Annotated in this window: 22 protein-coding genes; 11 read left to right on the forward strand and 11 right to left on the reverse strand. The window is 36.8% G+C overall.

Features of this window, described 5'->3' with window-relative positions:
* Position 1 precedes the first annotated feature (1 nt).
* On the forward strand, positions 2-280 hold the full coding sequence (locus tag DF947_RS20230; RefSeq protein ID WP_109932399.1) for a lipopolysaccharide assembly protein LapA domain-containing protein: 279 nt from the start codon (positions 2-4) through the stop codon (positions 278-280).
* Positions 281-483: 203 nt separating this feature from the next.
* On the opposite strand, the gene DF947_RS20235 is transcribed toward DF947_RS20230, so the two are convergent.
* The 6 genes from DF947_RS20235 to ispE form a co-directional block, all read right to left on the reverse strand.
* Positions 484-780, reverse strand: coding sequence for a response regulator (locus DF947_RS20235; RefSeq protein WP_109932401.1), 297 nt, complete (start codon positions 778-780; stop codon positions 484-486).
* Between the two features lie 152 nt (positions 781-932).
* On the reverse strand, positions 933-1,655 hold the full coding sequence (locus DF947_RS20240; RefSeq protein ID WP_109932403.1) for a pirin family protein: 723 nt from the start codon (positions 1,653-1,655) through the stop codon (positions 933-935).
* A 111-nt stretch (positions 1,656-1,766) separates the two neighbouring features.
* On the reverse strand, positions 1,767-2,447 hold the full coding sequence (locus DF947_RS20245; protein ID WP_109932405.1) for a DNA alkylation repair protein: 681 nt from the start codon (positions 2,445-2,447) through the stop codon (positions 1,767-1,769).
* 432 nt (positions 2,448-2,879) lie between these two features.
* Entirely contained in the window at positions 2,880-4,046 is a 1,167-nt protein-coding gene (locus DF947_RS20250; RefSeq protein WP_109932407.1) for a trans-sulfuration enzyme family protein, read from the reverse strand.
* A gap of 48 nt (positions 4,047-4,094) precedes the next feature.
* Positions 4,095-4,514 carry an OsmC family protein gene (locus DF947_RS20255; protein ID WP_109932409.1) on the reverse strand — a complete coding sequence of 140 codons (420 nt, stop codon included), beginning with the start codon at positions 4,512-4,514 and terminating at the stop codon, positions 4,095-4,097.
* 72 nt (positions 4,515-4,586) lie between these two features.
* Complete coding sequence (gene ispE / locus DF947_RS20260; RefSeq protein ID WP_109932411.1) at positions 4,587-5,390, reverse strand: 4-(cytidine 5'-diphospho)-2-C-methyl-D-erythritol kinase; 804 nt, start codon at positions 5,388-5,390, stop codon at positions 4,587-4,589.
* A 199-nt stretch (positions 5,391-5,589) separates the two neighbouring features.
* On the opposite strand from ispE, the gene DF947_RS20265 reads away from it, so the two are divergent.
* From DF947_RS20265 to DF947_RS20285, 5 genes are all read left to right on the forward strand, one after another.
* Positions 5,590-6,384: a thymidylate synthase gene (locus DF947_RS20265; protein WP_109932413.1), complete on the forward strand. Its 795-nt coding sequence runs from the start codon at positions 5,590-5,592 to the stop codon at positions 6,382-6,384.
* A gap of 216 nt (positions 6,385-6,600) precedes the next feature.
* The gene (locus DF947_RS20270; protein WP_109932607.1) at positions 6,601-7,110 is read left to right on the forward strand and encodes a dihydrofolate reductase; all 510 of its coding nucleotides are present in this window, start codon (positions 6,601-6,603) and stop codon (positions 7,108-7,110) included.
* A gap of 495 nt (positions 7,111-7,605) precedes the next feature.
* Positions 7,606-10,587: a protein translocase subunit SecDF gene (gene secDF / locus DF947_RS20275; RefSeq protein WP_109932415.1), complete on the forward strand. Its 2,982-nt coding sequence runs from the start codon at positions 7,606-7,608 to the stop codon at positions 10,585-10,587.
* A 571-nt stretch (positions 10,588-11,158) separates the two neighbouring features.
* Positions 11,159-12,484 (forward strand): NAD(P)/FAD-dependent oxidoreductase, encoded by a 1,326-nt coding sequence (locus DF947_RS20280; protein WP_109932417.1) that lies wholly within the window; start codon positions 11,159-11,161, stop codon positions 12,482-12,484.
* Positions 12,485-12,662: 178 nt separating this feature from the next.
* Positions 12,663-13,523, forward strand: a complete 861-nt coding sequence (locus DF947_RS20285; protein WP_109932419.1) for a hydroxymethylglutaryl-CoA lyase — start codon at positions 12,663-12,665, stop codon at positions 13,521-13,523.
* Between the two features lie 149 nt (positions 13,524-13,672).
* On the opposite strand, the gene DF947_RS20290 is transcribed toward DF947_RS20285, so the two are convergent.
* From DF947_RS20290 to fbaA, 3 genes are all read right to left on the reverse strand, one after another.
* The gene (locus DF947_RS20290) at positions 13,673-14,095 is read right to left on the reverse strand and encodes a GNAT family N-acetyltransferase (RefSeq protein ID WP_109932421.1); all 423 of its coding nucleotides are present in this window, start codon (positions 14,093-14,095) and stop codon (positions 13,673-13,675) included.
* Positions 14,095-14,577 carry a low affinity iron permease family protein gene (locus DF947_RS20295; protein ID WP_109932423.1) on the reverse strand — a complete coding sequence of 161 codons (483 nt, stop codon included), beginning with the start codon at positions 14,575-14,577 and terminating at the stop codon, positions 14,095-14,097. Before DF947_RS20295 ends, DF947_RS20290 begins: the two co-directional genes overlap by 1 nt.
* A gap of 138 nt (positions 14,578-14,715) precedes the next feature.
* Positions 14,716-15,795, reverse strand: a complete 1,080-nt coding sequence (fbaA, locus tag DF947_RS20300; protein WP_109932425.1) for a class II fructose-bisphosphate aldolase — start codon at positions 15,793-15,795, stop codon at positions 14,716-14,718.
* A gap of 286 nt (positions 15,796-16,081) precedes the next feature.
* Here fbaA and accD point away from each other — a divergent pair, with 286 nt between their 5' ends.
* Both accD and mazG read left to right on the forward strand, forming a co-directional pair.
* Entirely contained in the window at positions 16,082-16,927 is an 846-nt protein-coding gene (accD, locus tag DF947_RS20305; RefSeq protein WP_109932427.1) for an acetyl-CoA carboxylase, carboxyltransferase subunit beta, read from the forward strand.
* Positions 16,928-17,272: 345 nt separating this feature from the next.
* Positions 17,273-18,079, forward strand: a complete 807-nt coding sequence (gene mazG / locus DF947_RS20310; RefSeq protein WP_109932429.1) for a nucleoside triphosphate pyrophosphohydrolase — start codon at positions 17,273-17,275, stop codon at positions 18,077-18,079.
* A gap of 11 nt (positions 18,080-18,090) precedes the next feature.
* Here the strand turns inward: mazG and DF947_RS20315 are convergent, their stop codons facing one another.
* Positions 18,091-18,471 (reverse strand): YchJ family protein, encoded by a 381-nt coding sequence (locus tag DF947_RS20315; protein ID WP_109932431.1) that lies wholly within the window; start codon positions 18,469-18,471, stop codon positions 18,091-18,093.
* A gap of 94 nt (positions 18,472-18,565) precedes the next feature.
* Between DF947_RS20315 and truA the strand changes: the two genes are divergently transcribed.
* Positions 18,566-19,366 (forward strand): tRNA pseudouridine(38-40) synthase TruA, encoded by an 801-nt coding sequence (gene truA / locus DF947_RS20320; protein WP_109932433.1) that lies wholly within the window; start codon positions 18,566-18,568, stop codon positions 19,364-19,366.
* Positions 19,367-19,521: 155 nt separating this feature from the next.
* Here the strand turns inward: truA and DF947_RS20325 are convergent, their stop codons facing one another.
* On the reverse strand, positions 19,522-20,742 hold the full coding sequence (locus DF947_RS20325; RefSeq protein ID WP_109932435.1) for an ABC transporter permease: 1,221 nt from the start codon (positions 20,740-20,742) through the stop codon (positions 19,522-19,524).
* Between the two features lie 178 nt (positions 20,743-20,920).
* Between DF947_RS20325 and DF947_RS20330 the strand changes: the two genes are divergently transcribed.
* Together DF947_RS20330 and DF947_RS20335 are read left to right on the forward strand one after the other, a co-directional pair.
* Positions 20,921-22,186, forward strand: a complete 1,266-nt coding sequence (locus DF947_RS20330; protein WP_109932609.1) for an exo-beta-N-acetylmuramidase NamZ family protein — start codon at positions 20,921-20,923, stop codon at positions 22,184-22,186.
* Positions 22,187-22,347: 161 nt separating this feature from the next.
* Positions 22,348-22,554 (forward strand): hypothetical protein, encoded by a 207-nt coding sequence (locus tag DF947_RS20335; RefSeq protein WP_109932437.1) that lies wholly within the window; start codon positions 22,348-22,350, stop codon positions 22,552-22,554.
* Positions 22,555-22,557 lie beyond the last annotated feature (3 nt).

Raw genomic sequence — 22,557 nt, forward strand, 5'->3', positions numbered from 1 at the left:
TATGAGTACAAAAACCATTTTCATCATCATCCTAACCGCATTGCTAACTATATTTTTGATGGTGAATACTGAGCCAGTCGATTTTGATTTCTTAGTTACAACCGTTGCCGTTTCTAAATTACTGGTTATCGGAATTTGTATTATAATTGGTTTTATTATCGGTTTTATCGTTGGCCGACCAAGAAAAACAGTTAGTAGTTACGACGATGAGATTGAAAAAAACCATCCTCAGGTTAATAAAAAAGAATTGAGCGATGAAGATAGGGAGTATATCAGCTAGAGCAGGATTAAGAGGATTTCAGGATTTTCAGGATTATTTTGAAAAGCAAAACCCCAACTTCGATTAATGTTAGCCGTCTCGTCATTGCGAGGCACGAAACAATCTTACCAGTATGGGTTTATGCTATTAGCGAATGTTGTGGGATTGTAACATGGTCACTCCTTTGGAGCTTTGTTCCTCGCAATAACGGCCATTCCAATGGGTTATCCTAAAGCACCCATAATTTCTCCGTAAAGCAAACCGCTACCACCTCCATAATGCTGAATGATTTTCAAGTTTGGTTTAATGGATAATAGTTTAGCTCTTAAAACTTCTTCGCAATTTTGATCAATACCGTTTCCAAGTAAAACCAAATCGATTTTTTGCTCCTCACAAATTGAAACCGCTTCTTCGTCAGTGCATACGCAAATCCCTTTCCATTCAGGTCGGGCATTAAGCAGACGGTTCATGACGATGGTAATTTCTGTATCTCGGCCGATATAAAGTATAGTGGTTTGCATATTTTCAAATAGTTTAAAAATAAATCCGTCGTCCTTTCGACTGAAGCGCAGTGAAATGGAGAAATCTTTGAAACAAGCTGTTAGATAAGTTCAAAGTTTTCTCCACCGCGGTCGAAATGACGACAAATTTAATTCAATTGATAAAAATTAATCTAATTCAATTCCATCGGAACATCCATTAACAATACTTCAGCATCTGCTGTATTGGCTTTAAAGCTGATGCTATCGGTATCCCAGATTCCTAAACCATCTCTTTTGCTTAATGTTTGTCCGTCAATTGTAACTTCACCGCTGATTACAAAAGCATAAACCCCGTTTCCAGCTTTTTTGATTTTATATTCAGTTTCAAATCCCTCGTCAAATTTACCTAACGAAAACCAGGCATCCTGCTGAATCCAAACACCTGCATCATCAGCACTTGGCGACAAAATCTGTTGAAAGTTGTTGTGCATCGCTTCAACATCTAAAGTCTGTTGGTCGTAACGTGGCGTTACATTTTTCTTATTTGGGAACAACCAAATCTGCAATAAATTCAATTGCTCATCTGCAAGTGCATTGTATTCACTATGACTAACGCCTGTTCCTGCGCTCATCACCTGAATTTCTCCAGCGGTAATAGTTGCCGAATTCCCCATGCTATCTTTGTGCGCAATGGCTCCGGCTAATGGAATCGTAATGATTTCCATATTATCGTGCGGGTGAGTTCCAAAACCCATTCCACCATCAATCAAGTCATCATTTAAAACCCTTAAAACTCCAAAGTGCATTCTTTCAGGATTGTAATAGTTAGCAAAACTGAATGAGTGGTGAGCGTTTAACCAACCATGATTTGCATGGCCTCTGGTGTTTTCTTTGTGCAAAATAAACTGTGACATAAATTTCCTTTCTTGTTTATGATACAAATTTACTGCAGGTTTTAAACCTGTGCATTGATGTAGGGTAAGAAAGTTTTTAGTCTGGAGTCAGAAGCCCGAAGTTTTGAATACTTAAGGATTGAGCCTTGCTAAAACCGCATTACTATTGAGCTCTCTTAGCGCATCCAAAGCTACCCAGTTTGCTTTTTTGTTTTGTTGGGCGAGGATGTTATTTGCCGTATCGATAACGTATTGATGGAGAAATGCGTTTCTTTTACCAATTTGTCTTAATGCCCAATTAATTGCTTTTTTAACGAAATTCCGATTATCGTAAGCTTCTCTCTCGATGATTGGCAGGAAACTCAAGAAAGTTTCATTAGGTTCTTTCTTAAGATGAACCGCAGCTTCCGCCATTAAAACAAAGCCGGTTCGCTTTACGAATTCTTCATCGGCTTTGGTAAACTCCAGAACTTTCGATCTAAAATAAGGTGTCTTAACGAAGAGATTTCCGCAGGCTTGATCGCACATATCCCAGGAAGTGAAATCTTTTGTCCATGAGTCTATTTGCGATTCGGTAACGCGTTTATAATCGCCAATAAAGGTTGCCAAAAGGCGAGCCTCATGAAAACCTGTTTCCCAAAGCTGCAACGATAATTCTTGGTTCTTACCAATCTGCTTGGCCAGCTTACGAATGTTGGGCACCCGAATACCAAAGGCTTTTGAAATATCGATTCCAAAATGCTCCATCTTTTTTAAATATTTAGGCTCGCTGATGGATTTAAGTTCGGAAAGGATAAAATCGATATCGTTCATGGCTAGAATTTAGACTTAAGTAATTATCCTAAATTAAAAATTATTTGTTTTAAATTTAATTACAAAGTATAAGAAATAGTAGTTAGAATTAAGTATTTGCGCTACGAAAGGCCTGAGTAATGTCTCTCCGTTTCCCTTAAATCGGCCTAACAAATTTTTGGGGATGCAGAATCCAAGCCTTATCACAGACTTCAATACAAAAATTTTAAGCCGACACTTTTGTTTCTTTTGGTGTCAAAAGAAAAAAGCCCGTCTGGCCAAGACAATAAACACCCCGCCTTGCAGGCACCCCTCTAACAGAGGGGAATTACAAATCGCCTATTATAAAATCAGAATACATTTAATACAAAAAGCGGGGCTATCTTAACCGATGCCCCACTGCAATTGCTTTTCTAATAAAGATTCTGAAATAAACCCAGAGTGACAAACAGGTTATGCCAATGCTTGCTCAATATCTGCAAGAATATCATTTATATGCTCTAAACCGATAGATAATCGAATAGAACCTTGTTCAATACCTACAATATTGCGTTCTTCTTCAGTTAATTTGCTGTGCGTACTTGTTGCAGGATGCGTAGCGATAGAACGTGTATCTGCTAAGTTTGCTGAGATAGAAAACATTTTCAAACCATCCATAAATTTGCTGGCACCTTCTACCCCGCCTTCAACAACAATGGTTACAATTCCACCGCCCTGTTTCATTTGCTTTTTGGCAATTTCATACTGCGGATGTGAAGGTAAAAAAGGATATTTCACCAATTTAATTTTAGGATGGCTTTCTAAATATTCTGCAACTTTTAAGGCATTTTCGCAATGGCGATCCATACGAACAGCTAATGTTTCTAAGCTTTTCGATAAGATCCATGCGTTAAAAGGTGATAACGAAGGACCGCTGTGACGGGCAAAATTCATTACTTCTGTAATTAAATCTTTTCTTCCCAAAATTACACCACCCAACACACGACCTTGTCCATCAATATATTTTGTAGCCGAGTGAATGGAAATATGGGCACCCAATGCAATTGGCTGTTGTAAATATGGCGTTGCAAAACAATTATCAACCACTAAGAGTTGATTGTGTTTTTTAGCCAAGTCACCCAAAAACTTCAGATCGATAATGTCAATACCAGGGTTTGATGGCGTTTCAACGAAAATCATTTTAGTATTTGGTTTGATCAATCCTTCCCAATCTTCTGGTTTATCCAAATCTGCATAATCGAATGTTACGCCCCATTTAGAAAAAACATTAGTAAGCAACTGGTGCGTAGAACCAAAAACCGAACGGCTTGAAACAATATGATCACCATTTTTTAAAAAAGCACCAAAAGTTGTAAAAATAGCTGCCATTCCAGTTGCCGTAGCAAAACCATCTTCGGCCCCTTCCAATAAGCACATTTTTTCGATGAACTCTGATGTATTGGGATTTGCATAACGGCTATACACATTTCCTTCTTTTTCATTGGCAAATAGGGCACGCATTTCTTCAGCATCATCAAACTTGTAGCTCGATGTTAAATAAATTGGGGATGAATGTTCTTTATGTAAGCTGCGTTCTACTTGAGTGCGGATCGCTATGGTTTCAAAATTTTCAGGTTTCATTTTGTTTTGTGATATGAGTATTGGGATTTGAGATGAGGAATTCTGATCTTAATCCTTATTTATCGTGTAAGTAAAATTAATTGTTGCTGATCGGCCTAAAATATTGGAAACAGAGCAGTATTTATCAAAAGTCATGGCTAAGGCTCGCTCTACTTTGGCAGTGCTTAAATCGCCAAACAAATCGAAATGAATGTTGATCACATCAAAGATCGGGGGCATTTCTTCATCCTTTCTGGTTGCATTAATGGCAATTTTAATATCGTTTAATGGCTCTTTTTGCTTGGTTAAAACATTTACCATATCTATCCCACTACAGCCACCAAGCCCGACCAAAAGCATTTCCATTGGTCTAAACCCCTTGCCCTCGCCACCAATTGCAGCTTTTGCATCCAACTCTACGGTAAACCCGCTTTCATTTTCTGCCTCGAAGTTAAATTTTCCGCTTTTGCGGATTAGGTTTATATTCATTTTGTTAGTATCGAGTATTTAGTATCAAGACGATTTTGCATTAGTCTTTCAGCTTTTACCTTTCAGCTCTTTTTAAATATTATAATAAACTATGTTGTCTTTTTCCAGTTTGGGCAGTTTAACGGGTTCGTTAAAAATTGCAAAAACCGACGAACCGCTACCACTCATTAAAGCGAATGTTGCGCCTGCATCGTATAAACTGGTTTTTATTTGATGAATTTGGGGATACTTTGCGAATACCGATGGCTCGAAATCGTTGATAACCTTATTTTTCCATGTTGTTGGCGACAAATGTATGATTTCTTTTAAGGATTGCAAAGGCTTTTGAGGTTTTACTAAGGCATAAGCATCGGCCGTACTCACATGTACAGGTGGTTTTACCAAAACTTTAAACCAAGCTGACAATTCAACTTCGCATTTTTCAAATTCATCGCCCTTGTTAAATGCATATACTGGCTTGTTTTCAATAAAGAAGGCACAGTCCGCTCCAAGCTGTCGGGCATAAGTTTCCATTTGTTTTACCGACAAATCCAATCTGAATTTATCATTCAACAATTTAATTAGGAAAGCACAATCAGCAGATCCTCCACCCAAACCAGCGCCTACAGGTATATTTTTTAAAAGATTGATTTGTTGAGGTGGAATGTTAAAATCCTTCTTTACCAAATTGTATGCTTTTATACATAAATTATCATTTGCATCACCAGGAATATCAATGCCATGAATTTTGCAGGAAGTAAAATCAGCATCAGTAATTTCAACAGCGTCTTTAATATTAATCGGGTAAAAAACAGTTTCGAGATTGTGATATCCGTCGCTGCGTTTTTCAGTAATATTTAAGCCTAGGTTTATTTTTGCGTTTGGAAAGGATAACATTCGGATTTGAGATTTGAGATTTGAGATTTGAGATTTCCACTCAAAGCCAAATACAGTGCTGATGCAAACATACAAAAGTCAGGCTTGTTTAAAAATCAGTTAATGTAGAAAACTAAAAGATTTCGGGATTAAGATTTTTTACATATTTGTAATTAATAATTTATTTAAGATTTGGAAGCCCCTTTAGGGGTTTGGGGTTATGAAACAATATTTAGATTTAATGCAACATGTGCTGGATAACGGCGCTCAAAAACACGACCGTACAGGAACAGGAACCATTAGCGTTTTTGGCTATCAAATGCGTTTTAATTTGCAGGAAGGTTTTCCGATGGTTACCACAAAGAAATTGCACTTAAAATCTATTATACACGAATTAATCTGGTTTTTAACTGGCGATACCAACATTAAATATTTGAAAGATAACGGCGTTCGCATTTGGGATGAATGGGCTGATGAAGATGGGAACTTAGGTCCTGTTTATGGTTCGCAATGGAGAAGCTGGCCAACTCCTGATGGGCAACATATCGATCAGATTACCAATATTATCAATACCATAAAAAACAATCCCGATTCTCGCAGAATTATTGTTTCAGCATGGAATGTTGCAGAAATAGAGAATATGGCCTTACCTCCTTGTCATGCTTTTTTTCAGTTTTATGTAGCAGATGGCAAATTAAGTTGCCAGTTATACCAACGCAGTGCCGATATTTTCTTAGGCGTTCCTTTTAATATTGCATCTTATGCTTTGTTAACCATGATGGTTGCACAGGTTTGTGGCTTAGAGGCAGGCGATTTCGTTCATACTTTAGGCGATGCGCATTTATATAACAACCACATTGAGCAAGCGCATTTACAATTGAGCAGAGAGCCAAAACCATTGCCTACAATGAAAATTAACCCTGATGTGAAAAGCATTTTCGATTTCAAATTTGAGGATTTTACCTTGGAGAATTACGAAGCGCATCCGCACATTAAAGGTGTAGTGGCGGTATAACCCCCCCAGCCCCCTGAAGGGGGAGCTAAAAGCAAATTGAAAAATTAAGGAGCATAAAAATCAGATTGCTTCACACTTACTCGCATAGCCCAGTTTCAGTTCGCAATGACGCTTCAACTGTCGTCATTGCGAGGAGGAATGACGAAGCAATCTCATTCAAATATCACACCCGCAATCTTAAGAAAGTGCCGTTGTCTATTTTAACTAATGAAACCAATGACTAATGAACCAAAAACCCCTTCGCTTTCTATAGCCGTTGCAGTGGGAGAAAATTTTGCTATAGGCAAAAACAACCAGCTTTTATGGCACATGCCTGCTGACTTAAAATTCTTTAAACAAACCACTTCTGGGCACACAGTTGTAATGGGACGCAAAACTTTTGATTCGGTTGGAAAACCTTTACCAAACCGTAGGAATATCGTAATAACCAGAGATAGCTCATTAAAAATTGATGGCGTTGAAGTGGTAAATAGTTTGGAAGAAGCTATAGAGATTACCAAAAATGAAGAAAAGCCAGTTTTTATAGTAGGTGGAGCAGAAATTTATCGTCAGGCCTTACCGAAAACAAATTCACTTTACTTAACTACCATACATCATACTTTCGATGCGGATACTTTTTTTCCTGCGATTGACAGAAATGAGTGGGAAACAGTAAGTTCTGAACCTCACAAAGCTGATGAAAAAAATAAATACGATTATACTTTTGAGGTTTTAAAGCGAAAGTAAATTGATGTGGCCGTCATTGCGAGGAACGAAGCAATCTTAATGCACTCGTTATTATAGGCATATTTTTCATAATTGTTAAAAGCACCAACCTCCGTTGTAAGATTGCTTCCTGCCTCGCAATGACGGAAGTGTTATGCATTTAGTCGAAAATAGAAATTGCATTGTTCCCACCTAAACCCGATATCCGTGGAAAGCCACTGATTCTTCTTCGGTACTTGGAACATTAGTTCCGTGGGCGTTCCTTTGGAACGGGACCGAACCAAAACCGAAAGCTTTTGCCGTTGTTCCAAAGGAACTCTTGTGGAGCTTTCATAATAATTTAAGCATCAAACCGAGAATCAAAAATGAATTCAGAGCGATGAATGTTCGTGTATTATTCTCTGTTTGGAATTAATGTTAATAAATTATCAATTAAGGGGTTCTATAATTTAAAAATTTAATTAGATTTGCCGACTTGTTAAAAAACAGCGAAAGACAAATTATTTTAAACAAACAATGCAAGGAAAAGGTTTTATTAAGTTTATAGCGATAGTATTGGCTATCGTTTGTGCGTATGCACTTTCTTTTACTCTGGTAGCTTCCAGCGTAGAAAAAGACGCAAAAAACTATGCGAAAGGTGATTTAGCCAAAGAGAAGGCTTATTTAGATTCGATGAGTACCGAGAAAGTTTATCCAGTTGTTGGATTTACGTACGGAGAGGTTAAAGCGAAAGAGATTAATTTAGGCTTAGACTTAAAAGGCGGAATGAATGTAACGATGGAGATATCGTTAGCCGAATTGGTTAAATCTTTAGCGGGCAACCCTACTGATGCTAACTTCAACAAAGCCGTTCAAAATGCTCAGATCCAATTAAACGCCGGTGGTAAAGATTACATCAAAATATTTGTTGATGAATTTGAGAAATTAAGCCCTGGTGTAAAACTTGCAGATTACTTTTCTAATCAAGACAATGCTTCACAGTTAAAAGCAAGCGCAAGCAATAGCGATGTAGAATCTTTCTTAGAGAAAGAAGCAACAAGTGCAATTGATCGTTCATTTACTGTTTTGCGTTCTCGTATTGATGGTTTCGGTGTTGTGAGTCCTAACATGCAAAAACAAGAAGGCAGTAACCGCATCTTAATCGAAATGCCGGGAGTGCAGGATAAAGATCGTATTGCTAAACTTTTACAAGGTTCTGCCGAACTACAATTTTGGCAAGTTTACCAAGTACAAGAAGTTGCGCCACTCTTAGAAAATATAAACAAAACTTTAGCGGCAACTTTAAAAGTTGCAACACCTGCTAAAACTGATTCTACCGCAAAACCTGCAGAAGGCGGTAAATTAGCAGGTTTAGAAAAAGCTTCGGCTAAAGACAGTACAGATAAAGGTGGTAAGCTTGCTGGCTTAGGTAAAAAAGATTCTACTGCTGTAAGAGCTGAATTGGCTAAATCTAACCCATTATACGCTGTATTGAATTTACCAATCTATCAAGGTGAAAACGGACAACAACAACTTATGCCAGGTGCCGTTGTTGGTATGTCGTTACAAAAAGATACTGCTAAAGTTAATGCTTACTTAAAACTTCCGGAAGTTGTTGCTGCAATTCCTTCTACAATGAAGTTTATGTGGAGCGTTAAACCAAGAGAAGGTTCTAAAGTTTTCGAATTATATGCAATTAAAGTTGTAAGTGCCGATGGCAAACCAGATTTAGGCGGTGAAGCAATCAGTGATTCGCGTGCTGACTTTGACCAAAAAGGTAAACCAGAAGTAACCATGTACATGACCAGCGAAGGTGCTGCGAAATGGAAAAAAATTACTGCTGAAGCTGCTGCCGATGCAAACAATAAAAAATCTATTGCAATTGTATTGGATAACATGGTTTATTCTGCGCCTACGGTTCAGAATGAAATTGCTGGTGGTGTTTCATCAATTACTGGTAACTTTACCCAAGCAGATACAAAAGATTTATCGAACATTTTAAAAGCTGGTAAATTGCCTGCTCCTGCTCGTATTGCTGGTAGCTATGTGGTTGGTCCAACTTTAGGTGCACAAGCCATTCACGATGGTTTAATCTCCTTCGTAATTGCGTTTATTGTAATCTTAATCTTCATGGCGCTGTATTATCACCGTGCAGGTTGGGTTGCTAACTTTGCGCTGTTAATCAACTTATTCTTCATCATTGGTATCTTGGTATCATTAGGTGCAGTATTAACATTGCCTGGTATTGCTGGTATCGTTTTAACCATCGGTTTATCGGTAGATGCGAACATCCTAATTTTTGAGCGTGTACGTGAAGAACTTGCGCATGGCAAGAATACAGGAACTGCAATTAAAGAAGGTTTTAAACATGCAATGCCTTCTATCATTGACTCAAACGTAACCTTATTTATATTAGGAGCTATCCTTTACGTTTTCGGTAGCGGACCTGTTCAAGGTTTTGCAACTACCTTATGTATCGGTATCCTTTCTTCGTTATTTGCTGCTGTAGCCATTTCAAGAGTAGTTTTCGAATCGTTATTAAACAGAAAAGTAGATATCAGCTTCGATAATAGCCTTACTCGTAATGCCTTCAAAAACTTAACCTTTAACTTCGTTGGTCGTCGTAAAATATATTACATCATTTCTACCATTATTATTATTGCTGGTATTGGTATGTACTTCAAGAATGGCGGCTTAAACTTAGGTGTAGACTTTAAAGGTGGTAGAACTTATTTGGTTCACTTTGATAAAGCTGTTAATACTGAAGATTTAAAAGCAAAATTAAATCCGGTGTTCGGTAACGAAACACCTGAGGTTAAAACTGCCGGAGAAGATAGTCAAGTAAAAATCACCACTACTTTCCACATCGAAGATCAGGACATTAAAACTGATAAAGTTGTTGAAGATGCATTAAACAAAGGCTTAGCAGGTTCTAAATACGAAATTGTAAGCTCACAAAAAGTTACACCAATTATCGCTAGCGATATTGTAAATGGTGCTTTCTACGCGGTATTGATTTCATGTTTGTTCATGTTTATTTATATTGTTGTACGATTCAAAAAATGGCAATATGGTTTGGGTGCGGTTATCGCACTATTCCATGATGTTTTAATGGTACTTTCTTTCTACACAATTTTAGATGGTATAATGCCATTCTCGTTAGAAATTGGTCAGGATTTTATTGCGGCTATCTTAACCGTAATGGGTTACACCATGACAGAAACGGTTGTTGTGTTTGACCGTATCCGTGAGAAACTAAAAGAATCGGGTAAAGAAGATTTACATGGAGAAGAGCGTAACAACTTAATCAACTTCGCATTGAACAGTACATTAAGTCGTACAATTTTGACTTCATTAACGGTATTCTTCGTGTTATTGGTAATCTTTATTTTCGGTGGCGATAGCATTCGCGGATTCATATTCGCATTATTAATCGGCCGTATCATTGGTACGTACTCATCATTATGTATCTCTACTCCTATCGTAATTGATTTGGGTAGCTCTGCAGAGAAAAAATAAGATATCAGAATCTTAAAATATATAAACGCCTTCCCGGTAGCCCGGAGGGCGTTTTTTTTGACCTCAGCCTATCAACGTTCATCAGATTTGTACTGAAGAGCTATCCCACTCCTTAAAGAGAGGGAAACAAAGCTAGTATTTTGCAATCTGATTTACATACAACCTCCACATATCCCTCTCTTCAAGGAGAGGGACTAACAGACCTGCCTTGTTGCTAACAATAACAGGGTGAGGTTTTTGAAAAGACACACATGCAATTCTTGGTGATTGAGCATTTATACTATTCTCTTTTAAGGGAGAATAATTGCAATTGGGTTTTATACACAAACCCACCCCGTCCCTCTCTTCAAGGAGAGGAACTAACAGAACCTTGCCCTACTGCTAACATTAACAGGGTAAGGTTTTCATCAGGTTTAAATTTACTTAAAAAAGCACTCAAAACATACAAAACCGATTCGGTCATGTCAAAGTTATATCTCACTACCAAGCGGTATAAGGCCGGCTAAAACTTCCTATTTTAAACCTTTTGGCTATCTTTTTGTTACATTAGCAATAGATAAACCAATAGAAAATGGATTTACAACTTCCGAAAAGCGAATACCCCAGAGTAGTAATAGTTGGCGGTGGATTTGGCGGGATCGAACTTGCAAAAAGATTAAAAAACAAACCTTTTCAGGTAGTAATGTTAGACAAACATAACTATCATACTTTTCAACCTTTACTTTATCAGGTGGCCACGGGTGGTTTAGAGGCTGATTCTATTGCATTTCCATTGCGAAAAATATTTAAGGGACAGAAAAATTTAATTTTTAGAGTTACAAAAGTTACTGAAGTTAATGCCTCTGAAAATTGTTTGCTTACTGATATTGGAAGAATCAATTATGATTATTTAGTTATTGCGACAGGTTCAACAAGTAATTTTTTTGGCAACAAGGAAATTGAAGCGAACTCAATGCCAATGAAATCTATTCCAGAGGCATTGGATTTAAGAAGCTTGATTTTACAAAATTTTGAAAAATCACTCATAGAAACTGATGCAGATAAAAAGAGTGCTCTGTTAAACTTTGTTGTTGTTGGCGGAGGTCCTACGGGCGTGGAAACTTCTGGCGCAATTGCTGAGCTTAAAAAGCACGTTATTCCAAACGATTATCCGGAGATGGATTTAAGCAAGGTAAATATTTATTTGATTGAGAACTCACCAGAGCTTCTTGGTGTAATGTCTCCACAGGCACAGAAAAAATCTAAAGACTTTTTAACTGAAATGGGCGTTCAGGTAATGAATGAAACCCGGGTTTTATGTTACGATGGGCACACATTAACCCTTCAAGATAAAGCCTCAATTTTAAGTTCTACTGTAATTTGGAGTGCTGGGGTTAAGGGAGAAGTATTGGCTGGTTTAGATAAAGCAGAAGTCGTTCGTGGTGGAAGATTAAAAACAGATAGTCAAAACCTAGTAGTTGGTTATCCTAATGTTTATGCAATTGGAGATGTTTCTGCCATTATAACAGAGGAAACACCAAATGGTCATCCAGGTGTGGCACCAGCAGCCATCCAGCAAGGGCACCAATTGGCAAAAAACCTAATCAATATTAGCGAAAATAAGCCTTTAGAAAAATTTAAGTATTTCGATAAAGGTTCTATGGCTACGGTTGGTAGAAACAAAGCCGTGGTTGATATAGACAAAATTCGTTTCCAAGGCGTATTTGCGTGGTTTACCTGGATGTTTGTACATTTAATGACCTTAGTTGGTTTTAGAAATAAAATTATTGTTTTTATAAACTGGCTCTGGAGCTATTTTAGTTATGATCGCGGTACAAGGTTAATAATCAGAACCTTTGCAAAAGATAGAAGTATAGATTATAGAGATGAAGTAACGAGCGTAAAGGAAGTTCATTAGTTTTTGGTCAATGGTTTGTTGGTTAATAGTCCATTGGTTATAGTCCATAGACTATTAACTATCAACCATAAGCCTGCCTAAAAGGAAGCTCTTTAGTTTATCATCTATACACCATTACGGTTAGCCATCTCTTGTAAGCCATAAACTTTTATTACTTTGCGATAAATAAGCAATACTTATGAGCCAAACCAAATTCAAGTTAGTGGAATGCCCTCGTGATGCCATGCAAGGTTTACATGATTTTGTTCCAACGGAGCTGAAATCAGCATATTTGAATTTATTATTACAAGTCGGGTTTGATACGCTTGATTTCGGAAGTTTCGTTTCACCAAAAGCCATTCCACAAATGGCTGATACAGCAGAAGTTCTAAGCAAGTTAAATTTGACTTATACTTCTACAAAACTTCTAGCCATTGTAGCCAATTTAAGAGGCGTAGATGAAGCTGTAAAGCATGAACAAATACATTATCTCGGCTTTCCATTTTCTATCTCAGAAACGTTTCAGCAACGCAATACAAATTCTAGCATAGCGCAATCAATAAATACTGTTGAGGAAATGCTTACGCTCTGCCATAAAAACAATAAAAAAGCAGTCGTTTATTTATCAATGGGCTTTGGAAATCCTTACGGCGATGAATGGAGCTATGAAATTGTAGAGAAATGGGCTGATGTTTTGGTAGAAAAAGGTGTAGAAATTCTTTCTTTGGCAGATACTGTTGGCGTTTCCACTCCTGAAAAAATATCAGACATTCTGCCAAAACTGATTTCAAAGTTTAATCATACAGAAATTGGGATTCATTTACACTCCACTCCTGCCGAGCGTTTTGAAAAAATTGAAGCTGCTTATAAATCTGGTGTTAAACGTATTGATGCTGCTTTAAAAGGTTTCGGTGGGTGCCCAATGGCAGCTGACGATTTAACCGGAAACATCGCAACCGAAGATGTAATTGGCTTTTTAAATTCAAAAGGAGAAAACTTAAACCTTAATATGGATAAGTGGAATGAGGCAATGGCTTTATCTGGAAAGATATTTGGCTAAAGTTTTTTTACTTTATTAACGAGAATCGTCATTGCGAGGTACGAAGCAATCCTACAACTTTGGGTGAGAATTTTAACATTTTACACACAAGCCTACAATAGCGAGCGCATTAAGATTGCTTCGTACCTCGCAATGACGATAGGTTAATTTTAAATCTTCTTAACCATTTTAAAGTGCTGTATTCCAGCCTCTTCAAATTGATCTCCTTCTGCAACAAAGCCAAACTTGGCGTATAAGCTCATAGCATCTAACTGAGAATTCAGATAAATATAATGTGCATCTTCTGGCAAATCAGATAAAGCCTCGGCAATTAAAGCACGCCCAACACCCTGACCCCTAAATTCTTTAAGTACGGCAAAACGCTCTAATTTATAACCATTATCTGTTTTGCGCCATCTACAAGCACCGCAGGGCTGTCCGTTACTGGTTGCAAGAAAATGTACAGATTCATCTTCATGCTCCCATTCCAGTTCTGGCGGACAGTTCTGCTCATCTACAAATACAATTTTACGGATCGCAAATACTTTATCTAAATCTTCGGGATGATTAACTTTTTGAACTAGTAGACTCATTATTTATGGTGTTTAAAATGTTTATTCGTTTTTAATTTCATTTCATTAAGCTCCTTTGCCACATCAATGGAGTGTGAGCAATGAATATCGGCCTCTTTTTTTGCAAGTGTAGCAATCGTAACGTAAAATTTATGCAACTGATCCAATTCTTTTTCACTTAAGTCTTCAATATCTACCATACGGTTGCTGGCACCTTGTTGAGCTGCAATAAGTTCGTTTAATTTAAGCTGAATGGCCTTCCCATCCTTATTTTGTGCTTTCTGAATTAAGAAAACCATTAAAAAAGTAATAATTGTTGTGCCTGTATTGATGACCAGTTGCCAAGTTTCAGAATAGTTAAATAATGGCCCCGTTACAGCCCAAATAATTACTATGGCAGTTGCTGCAATAAATGCTACAGAGCTTCCAGTAAACTTAGTTGCAGCATTAGCAAATTTCTCAAAAAAATTATTTTTTTTGGTGTCGGTTTTAGATTTTGTCATCACAATTTGTTTGCTTAAATATAGCATAAAACAAACAAAAGCGCCATAAGTTTTTCAACCTATGGCGCTTCTATAAAATTATGAGTAATCGATTTCTTTGAAGGATTGAAGTGAATCCAATCATCAAAACCATCTCAATTACAATTTATCGTTTACGTTTATGCAGTTCAAATCTTCGAAAGCACTTGTTAAACGCTTAACAAAAGTTTCTTCACCTTTACGTAACCAAACGCGAGGATCGTAATATTTTTTGTTAGGTTTATCATCTCCATCAGGATTACCAATCTGGCCTTGAAGATAAGCTTCGTTCTTTTTATAATATTCTAAAATACCTTCCCAGAATGCCCACTGCATATCGGTATCGATATTCATTTTGATTGCACCATAAGAAATTGCTTCTCTGATTTCTTCTTGAGATGAACCTGAACCGCCATGGAAAACAAAATTAATTGGTTTGTCTGCAGTTAAATTGAATTTTTCTTTAATAAAATCTTGAGAATTTTTCAAAATTACAGGTTGTAATTTCACGTTACCCGGTTTGTACACGCCATGAACATTACCAAATGCGGCAGCTACCGTGAAACGAGGAGAAACTTTGCTTAGTTCTTCGTAAGCATAAGCAACTTCACTTGGTTGTGTATATAGTTTTGAGCTATCTACATCGCTGTTGTCTACGCCATCTTCCTCACCACCTGTAACACCAAGTTCGATTTCGATGGTCATATTCATTTTAGCCATACGAGCTAAATATTTAGCAGAAATCTCCATGTTTTCTTCAATCGGTTCTTCCGATAAATCTAACATGTGCGACGAAAACAAAGGTTTTCCGGTTTCAGCGAAGAATTTTTCGCCATGGTCTAAAAGGCCATCAATCCAAGGCAATAATTTTTTAGCGGCGTGGTCAGTATGTAAAACCACGGCAACACCATAATGCTCTGCCAATAAATGTACATGTTTAGCTGCCGATACAGCACCTAAAATACATGCTTGCAATTTCTCGTTATCTAAAGTTTTACCCGCATAAAACTGGGCACCACCATTAGATAATTGAATCATAACAGGCGAATTTACTGCCTTAGCAGTTTCCAATACCGCATTAACCGTATTTGTACCGGTTACGTTTACTGCTGGTAAAGCAAACTGATGTTTTTTAGCCTGCTCAAACAATTCTTGAACGGCATCTCCGTAAATTACGCCTTTGTAGCCTTTTAAACTCATTTCTTGTTAATTTTATTAAGTCCGAAGTTATAAAAAAAAATAACATTTTGTACTTTTATAACAATACATTTATTTGTTTAACAACCAAATAAGGCGTATTTAGTGTAAAATCTACATTATCCTTAGTGTAAGAAAGACACACCTCCGCAAATAATCAAATCACAATGATCAATTATCAAACCCTACTCACAACTGGCTAGTTTGATAATTGTGATTTGATTATTGGTAATTCTTTATCTTAATTATATTTTTCGTTTCTTTGCAATCCAATTCTTTAAAAAATTATATGGCTTGGTTTAAGAGAGAGAATAAAGGTATCATTACCACAACAGAAGAGAAAAAAGAAGCACCAGATGGCTTGTGGAATAAATGTCCAAATTGTAAAAAACCGCTACATCAGGCAGAACTCCAGGAAAACAAATACGTTTGCCACTACTGCGATTACCACCTAAGAGTAGGGTCTAAAGAATATTTCGAGGTTTTATTTGATAACAATGATTTTAAAGAGCTTTTTGCCAATCTAACATCAGGCGATCCTTTAAATTTTAACGATAATAAACCTTACACCGATAGAATCGTAGAAAGTCAGGCTAAAACCGGCTTGAAAGATGCAATCCGGGCAGGAGTTGGTAAAATTGAAGGTCAGGATATTGTAATCGCCTGTATGGATTTTGCCTTTATCGGCGGTTCGATGGGTTCTGTTGTTGGGGAGAAAATTGCACGCTCAATCGATTATAGTATTAAACACAAAATTCCGTTCTTAATGATTTCAAAGTCAGGAGGAGCAAGAATGATGGAAGCTGCATTCTCTTTAATGCAGATGGCTAAAACATCGGCAAAGCTAGCTTTGTTGGGTCAAGCAAAAATTCCTTATATCTCTTTATTAACAGATCCAACAACGGGTGGTGTTACGGCATCATACGCTATGCTTGGCGATATTAACATTGCAGAACCGGGCGCTTTAATCGGCTTTGCTGGCCCAAGGGTTATAAAAGAAACCATCAAGAAAGATTTGCCAAAAGGTTTCCAAACTTCTGAATTTGTTTTGGAACATGGTTTCTTAGATTTTATTGTGGATAGAAGAGCAATGAAAGCAAAACTGGGCGCTTTTATTAAGATGATGAATAATTAATTTTCAGATTAATTGCTTAACTGTTAAATTGGTTAATTGATATTTTGAAAAGCAGGGTTAGAATTACTTCGGTTATTTAAGCCCTGCTTTTTGCTTATAGGCCCAATTAGAAAATTTACATAAGCAAGCATATAAGTAAAAGAAATAGATGTAATGCTTAAAATTGGGCGATGACGCTTCAGTTGGGTTTTAAGCTCCGCTGGGCGTAAAAAATAGTTTCAGACCTTAGTGGCACCAAGCCAAACCCAGAGACAGAAATATTGCATAACATTATTCTTTTTGTTACTAAATGCAAGATTGGTATTTTAGCACCTTGCTTTCAGCAAATAATTACTAAAAAAGAACATGCCCAACAACCCAATTCCAGCAAGTGCCCATAATCCAGCTGATGCCTTTACCCGTTTACTTACTGTTTTAGATACACTTAGAACTCAATGTCCGTGGGATAAAAAACAGACAATGGAAACTCTGCGTCATTTAACTATTGAAGAAACGTATGAGTTATCTGATGCGATTTTAGATGGCGATTTAAATGAAATTAAAAAAGAACTTGGCGATGTAATGATGCATTTGGTTTTTTATTCCAGAATTGCTTCCGAAACAAACGATTTTAACATTACAGATGTTTTAAATGGTGTTTGCGATAAACTGGTTAATCGCCATCCTCATATTTATGGCGATGTTGAAGTTCAAAATGAAGAAGACGTAAAGCGAAATTGGGAACAAATTAAACTGAAAGAAGGCAATAAATCGGTCTTGGCTGGTGTTCCTTCTTCTCTGCCAGCACTTGTTAAAGCATCAAGAATACAGGAAAAAGCTCGTGGCGTGGGCTTTGATTGGGAAGATAAAAATCAGGTTTGGGAAAAGGTTGAAGAAGAATTACAGGAATTTAAGGCAGAATTTAATGTATCCGATAATACCGCAATTGATGTAGAAAAAGCTGAATCTGAATTTGGCGATGTTCTTTTTTCTTTAATTAATTATGCCCGCTTTATTAACATCAACCCGGAAAATGCACTAGAAAAAACAAATAAAAAATTCATCAAGCGTTTTCAGTATTTAGAAAGTAAGGCTAAAGACAATGGAAAAGCCCTGGCTGATATGACCCTTGCCGAAATGGATGTGTATTGGAATGAGGCAAAGAAGCTATAATAATTACCTATCTAATAAAACTCACCATCAACATAATACCACTTACCATCTTCTAATTTGAAGTTTGATTTTTCGTGCAAAACCTCTGGCTGAAATTTTTTATTCAGGTAATAAGCTTTGAACTCAACTACATCAAAAGTAGAAGAAACGATTTCCAATTTAACCCATTTGGTATTTTTAGCACTGCTTAGATAAGCACTTTTAGAGTTCCCTCCTCTTTTGCTAAAATGAGTGGTATCGTAAAGATAATCTGCATTTGCCACTACAAATGCCGAATATCTAGATCGCATTAAGGCCTCTGCAGTGGGCGCTATTTTGGTTTTTAAGTGATAAGGCTGGCAACAATTGACATATTGCAAACCACTTCCACAAGGGCAACTCGTTAGATTCATGTTAAATTTAAAGGTTATCAAAAAATCCTTGAGAACAAAAATATGATTTAATATTCCCGATGCTAAAATTTGCGTAAAATTGCAGTCGAAACAAATGAGATATTTCTTCCACATTGCATATCAAGGTCAGCATTTTAGCGGTTGGCAAAAACAGCCCGGTGTTAAAAGCGTTCAGGAGGTTATAGAACAATCTCTTTCCAAGATTTTAAAAAAACCTGTCCAAATTATTGGCTGTGGCAGAACCGATGCGCATGTGCACGCAAGTCAGTTTTTTTTTCACGCAGATTTCGAAACCGAGTTTGAATTTGATTTACTTTTTATCTTAAACAAATCGCTTCCACACAGCATTGCCGTTTTCGATATTATAAAAATGGAAGGTTTGCCACACGCCCGTTTCGATGCTGTACAACGGAAATACGATTACTTTATCCATACGTACAAAGATCCTTTTTTGGGCACGCAGAGTTCTTATTACCACGAAAACAACCTCGATTTTAAGAAAATGAAGCAGGCTGTTAGTTTACTGTCACAGTATAAGGATTATAGAAATTTTTGTACACATCCTGATAAATATGAGCATACCATCTGTAACGTAATGGAAGCTGATTTATTTGTAAATGCGAAGGAAAACAGAATCCGATTTCACATTGCAAGCAATCGTTTTTTGGGTAAGATGATTCGCATTTTAATGGGCCAGATACTTTTAATTGGAAAGGGCGGTTTGAGTGTAGATCAGTTTGAAAACAATTTAAACGGTGCCGAGAGGCCAAAGTTATTGCTTCCTGCACACCCTACTGGATTGTTTTTATCCAAAGTCACCTATCCGTATTTAAACCTCGTACCCAAAACAGAGTTCTTGACAGATACGCAAGGTACGGAATGGCTTTCTGTATAGTAATTATGGTATTTAAACTTTAATAGATGCAGTATTTTGCCTAATAGACCCGATAGAAGCGTAAAGCCCACAGCGAAGCGAGGACTTGAAGCGCATAGCGGGACTAACCTTGAACCGAACCACGGCAACTGCTCTTCAAATATTTATATAAAAACTTATTTAAAGCGAATCGCCTTAAGCGGAGAAACCTTACTAATGAGTAATGATGGTATGATAAGAACGGTTAAACACACCACAATCGTAACCAAATTTAGCAGGAAAACATCCATAAAATGGAATTCTATTGGTGCATAAGCCAAAAAATAAGAGCTTTGATCGAGCTTGAAGATATGCGTAGACTGCTGTAAAAACCCTAAACCCAAACCTAAAATATTGCCAAGTATTAAACCAATACCGATTAAATATGCCGCGTTATAAAGGAAAATCTTCATAATACTAAAGTTGTTTGCTCCAAAGGCTTTTAACATACCAATCATGTTGGTGCGCTCTAAAATCATGATTAACAATGCTGTAACCATATTAATTACGCCGACAATAAGCATCAGGATTAAAAGTACTTTGGTATTTACATCAAGCAGGCCGAGCCAGGTAAATATATTTGGAAAGTTTTCTTTAATAGAATAAGATCGAAGTGTAGATGGTAAATTGTCGTAAATTTGATCAGCAACGGTTTTTAATTTCGTAAAATCTTTGATTTTAATTTCAACCCCTCCAATTTCGTTTGATTTCCAATTGTTAAGGCGTTTTACAATATTCAAATTACCCAATACAAAGCCTTTATCTATATCTTCTACGCCGATATCATAAATCCCTACGATTTTAAATTTACGCTTACGCGGCGGATCCTGAACGAAATACATGATAAAATCATCGCCAGTTTTAAGCTTCAATCGGTTAGCTGTATAGCTCGAAATAAGAAGTTCCTGCATGGCGGCGGTACTGTCTCTAAAATCGATTATCGTTCCACTGATGATGTGCTTTTTGATGTAGTCCCAGTTGTAGGTTTTATCGATCCCTTTAAAATTTATCCCTTCAATTTCATTATTTGCCGAAAGTATGGCGGGCTTTGTTGCAAAGGGATAATAATAATCTATCTCGGGATTTTTCTTTAATTTTTTATTGGTTTCAGCGTCAAAAACGAATGGAGAATGTTCAAAAGAGTTATTTAAATCATAACGGGTAATCTGAACATCGCCCAAATAACCTCTAACCTTATCCTGGATTTCGGTTTTGAAGCCTTTTATGATGGCGATTGATAAAATCATAACGGCCAAACTTAGCATTACGCCTGCAATTGCGATGCGCACAATGAGCTTAGAAAAAGTTCGTTCTGATTTTATGGCAATCCGCCCAGCTATGAAATATTCGAAATTCAATTTTGATTGATTTATATGGACAAAAATGCTTAAATCCTTTTTAAAAATGGCACTATTTCGGAATTAATAGCCAAAATTTATAATGCTTTAACGGATACATAATGTAAAAAATTTGAGAATTGTTTTAATGTTAAATTGTTTTTATTGATACTTGATGCTAAATAAGGATACCTCCATTATGAAAACATACATCAGCATTGCTTTAACTTGTTTAATAGCGCTATCTGCATGCGGGCAGCAATCAAAACCTACCGAGCAACTTGGCAAAACTCCAAGCGAGCGAAAATTATTAATTCGAGATAACCTAAAATTGCCAAACGGTTTTAAAACCGGGGCAGAACAAACCGAAAAATACTTACCGTTATTAAAAGGTAAGCGTGTTGGTATGGTGGTTAACCCAACTTCTATTATTGGAAATGAGACATCTGTGGATAGTTTATTGAAACGTGGTGTTAAAATTCAAAAAATATTCGGACCCGAACATGGTTTTAGGGGAAATGCAAGTGCCGGTGTTAGTGTAAATGACGATGTGGATACCAAAACAGGCATAAAAGCAATTTCCTTATATGGAAAACACAGTACACCTACGGCTGAGGATTTAGCGGATATTGATGTTATGATATTTGACATTCAAGATGTTGGTGTTCGCTTTTATACCTACATTAATACCTTGCAACACGTTATGGAGGCTTGCGCTGTTAACAACAAGGAACTTTTAATTTTGGATAGACCAAACCCAAATGGTTATTTAATCGATGGCCCCATTTTAGACCCAAAATTTAAATCAGGAATTGGTATTCAGCCTATTCCCATTGCGCATGGCTTAACTGTAGGTGAGTATGCGCAAATGTTAAATGGTGAGGGCTGGTTAAAAGACAAAGTGAAATGCAAAATCACGATAATAAAAAATGCAAATTATAATCATGATATGGAGTATACATTACCTGTTAAGCCATCTCCTAATTTGAACACGCAACAGTCGATCATGCTTTATCCGACAACCTGTTTATTTGAAGGCACTTATTTAAACCATGGTCGTGGCACAATGTTTCCGTTTACTATTGTAGGTGCGCCGTATCTAAAGGGAAAATTTGATTTCAATTTTACTCCGAAAAGCATTAAAGGGATGTCTGAAACACCTTTATTTCAAGATCAGGTTTGTTATGGATTGGATTTAAGAACGTATGATGTTTCTAAGCTCAGAAAAACAAAAGCCATTAATTTAAGCTGGATAATTGAACTGTACAACGCATCGCCTAAAAAAGAAGATTTCTTTAATACCAAACTGAGCAAAGAAATGGGAACTATTGAAAAATTAGTCGGCGTTGCTGATTTTAGGCAACAGATTGCCGATGGGAAAAGCGAAAAAGAAATAAGAGCAAGTTGGGAACCGGGATTAAGCGCTTACAAAACTATGCGTAAGAAGTATTTGCTTTATAATTAATAATTGATTGAGGGATTTTGGGATGATGGGATAAATGGATGATAGAATGTTTGAATATGCAGTTCATTAAAACAATAATCAATTCTGCTTTGTTCTAAATTTCGAGGTGATAATCAATCATTATCTAACTCAAAATTCAATCATTATTTTAAATTATTAATATGAACGGCCCCAAAGAAAAAAGTGATAAACCAGGAAGTAATTATCAGGAAGAAGTACCAAAAGGACGTGAGCCGGTAGACCATAAAACGGTTAGAAAACCTAACGATAGTTTGCCCAATAAACCGTCTAAAACGAACAATCCTGCTCAGCAAAGGGAAAATGAAGAACAACCAGTTCATCCAATCAAAAAAGCACCGAAAGAATAATTT

It is taken from the genome of Pedobacter paludis, from assembly GCF_003173575.1.
Classification (GTDB): domain Bacteria; phylum Bacteroidota; class Bacteroidia; order Sphingobacteriales; family Sphingobacteriaceae; genus Pedobacter; species Pedobacter paludis.

What these genes read in the sequence shown, in the direction of transcription:
- secDF (WP_109932415.1), top strand. Translation starts at nt 7,606, where the DNA reads ATGCAAGGAAAAGGTTTTATTAAGTTTATAGCGATAGTATTGGCTATC.
- DF947_RS20330 (WP_109932609.1), top strand. Translation starts at nt 20,921, where the DNA reads ATGAAAACATACATCAGCATTGCTTTAACTTGTTTAATAGCGCTATCT.
- accD (WP_109932427.1), top strand. Translation starts at nt 16,082, where the DNA reads ATGGCTTGGTTTAAGAGAGAGAATAAAGGTATCATTACCACAACAGAA.
- DF947_RS20250 (WP_109932407.1), bottom strand. Translation starts at nt 4,046, where the DNA reads ATGAAACCTGAAAATTTTGAAACCATAGCGATCCGCACTCAAGTAGAA.
- DF947_RS20335 (WP_109932437.1), top strand. Translation starts at nt 22,348, where the DNA reads ATGAACGGCCCCAAAGAAAAAAGTGATAAACCAGGAAGTAATTATCAG.
- ispE (WP_109932411.1), bottom strand. Translation starts at nt 5,390, where the DNA reads ATGTTATCCTTTCCAAACGCAAAAATAAACCTAGGCTTAAATATTACT.
- DF947_RS20265 (WP_109932413.1), top strand. Translation starts at nt 5,590, where the DNA reads ATGAAACAATATTTAGATTTAATGCAACATGTGCTGGATAACGGCGCT.
- DF947_RS20315 (WP_109932431.1), bottom strand. Translation starts at nt 18,471, where the DNA reads ATGAATCTAACGAGTTGCCCTTGTGGAAGTGGTTTGCAATATGTCAAT.
- DF947_RS20235 (WP_109932401.1), bottom strand. Translation starts at nt 780, where the DNA reads ATGCAAACCACTATACTTTATATCGGCCGAGATACAGAAATTACCATC.
- mazG (WP_109932429.1), top strand. Translation starts at nt 17,273, where the DNA reads ATGCCCAACAACCCAATTCCAGCAAGTGCCCATAATCCAGCTGATGCC.
- DF947_RS20240 (WP_109932403.1), bottom strand. Translation starts at nt 1,655, where the DNA reads ATGTCACAGTTTATTTTGCACAAAGAAAACACCAGAGGCCATGCAAAT.
- DF947_RS20230 (WP_109932399.1), top strand. Translation starts at nt 2, where the DNA reads ATGAGTACAAAAACCATTTTCATCATCATCCTAACCGCATTGCTAACT.
- DF947_RS20270 (WP_109932607.1), top strand. Translation starts at nt 6,601, where the DNA reads ATGACTAATGAACCAAAAACCCCTTCGCTTTCTATAGCCGTTGCAGTG.
- DF947_RS20285 (WP_109932419.1), top strand. Translation starts at nt 12,663, where the DNA reads ATGAGCCAAACCAAATTCAAGTTAGTGGAATGCCCTCGTGATGCCATG.
- truA (WP_109932433.1), top strand. Translation starts at nt 18,566, where the DNA reads ATGAGATATTTCTTCCACATTGCATATCAAGGTCAGCATTTTAGCGGT.
- DF947_RS20245 (WP_109932405.1), bottom strand. Translation starts at nt 2,447, where the DNA reads ATGAACGATATCGATTTTATCCTTTCCGAACTTAAATCCATCAGCGAG.
- DF947_RS20295 (WP_109932423.1), bottom strand. Translation starts at nt 14,577, where the DNA reads ATGACAAAATCTAAAACCGACACCAAAAAAAATAATTTTTTTGAGAAA.
- DF947_RS20280 (WP_109932417.1), top strand. Translation starts at nt 11,159, where the DNA reads ATGGATTTACAACTTCCGAAAAGCGAATACCCCAGAGTAGTAATAGTT.
- DF947_RS20255 (WP_109932409.1), bottom strand. Translation starts at nt 4,514, where the DNA reads ATGAATATAAACCTAATCCGCAAAAGCGGAAAATTTAACTTCGAGGCA.
- fbaA (WP_109932425.1), bottom strand. Translation starts at nt 15,795, where the DNA reads ATGAGTTTAAAAGGCTACAAAGGCGTAATTTACGGAGATGCCGTTCAA.
- DF947_RS20290 (WP_109932421.1), bottom strand. Translation starts at nt 14,095, where the DNA reads ATGAGTCTACTAGTTCAAAAAGTTAATCATCCCGAAGATTTAGATAAA.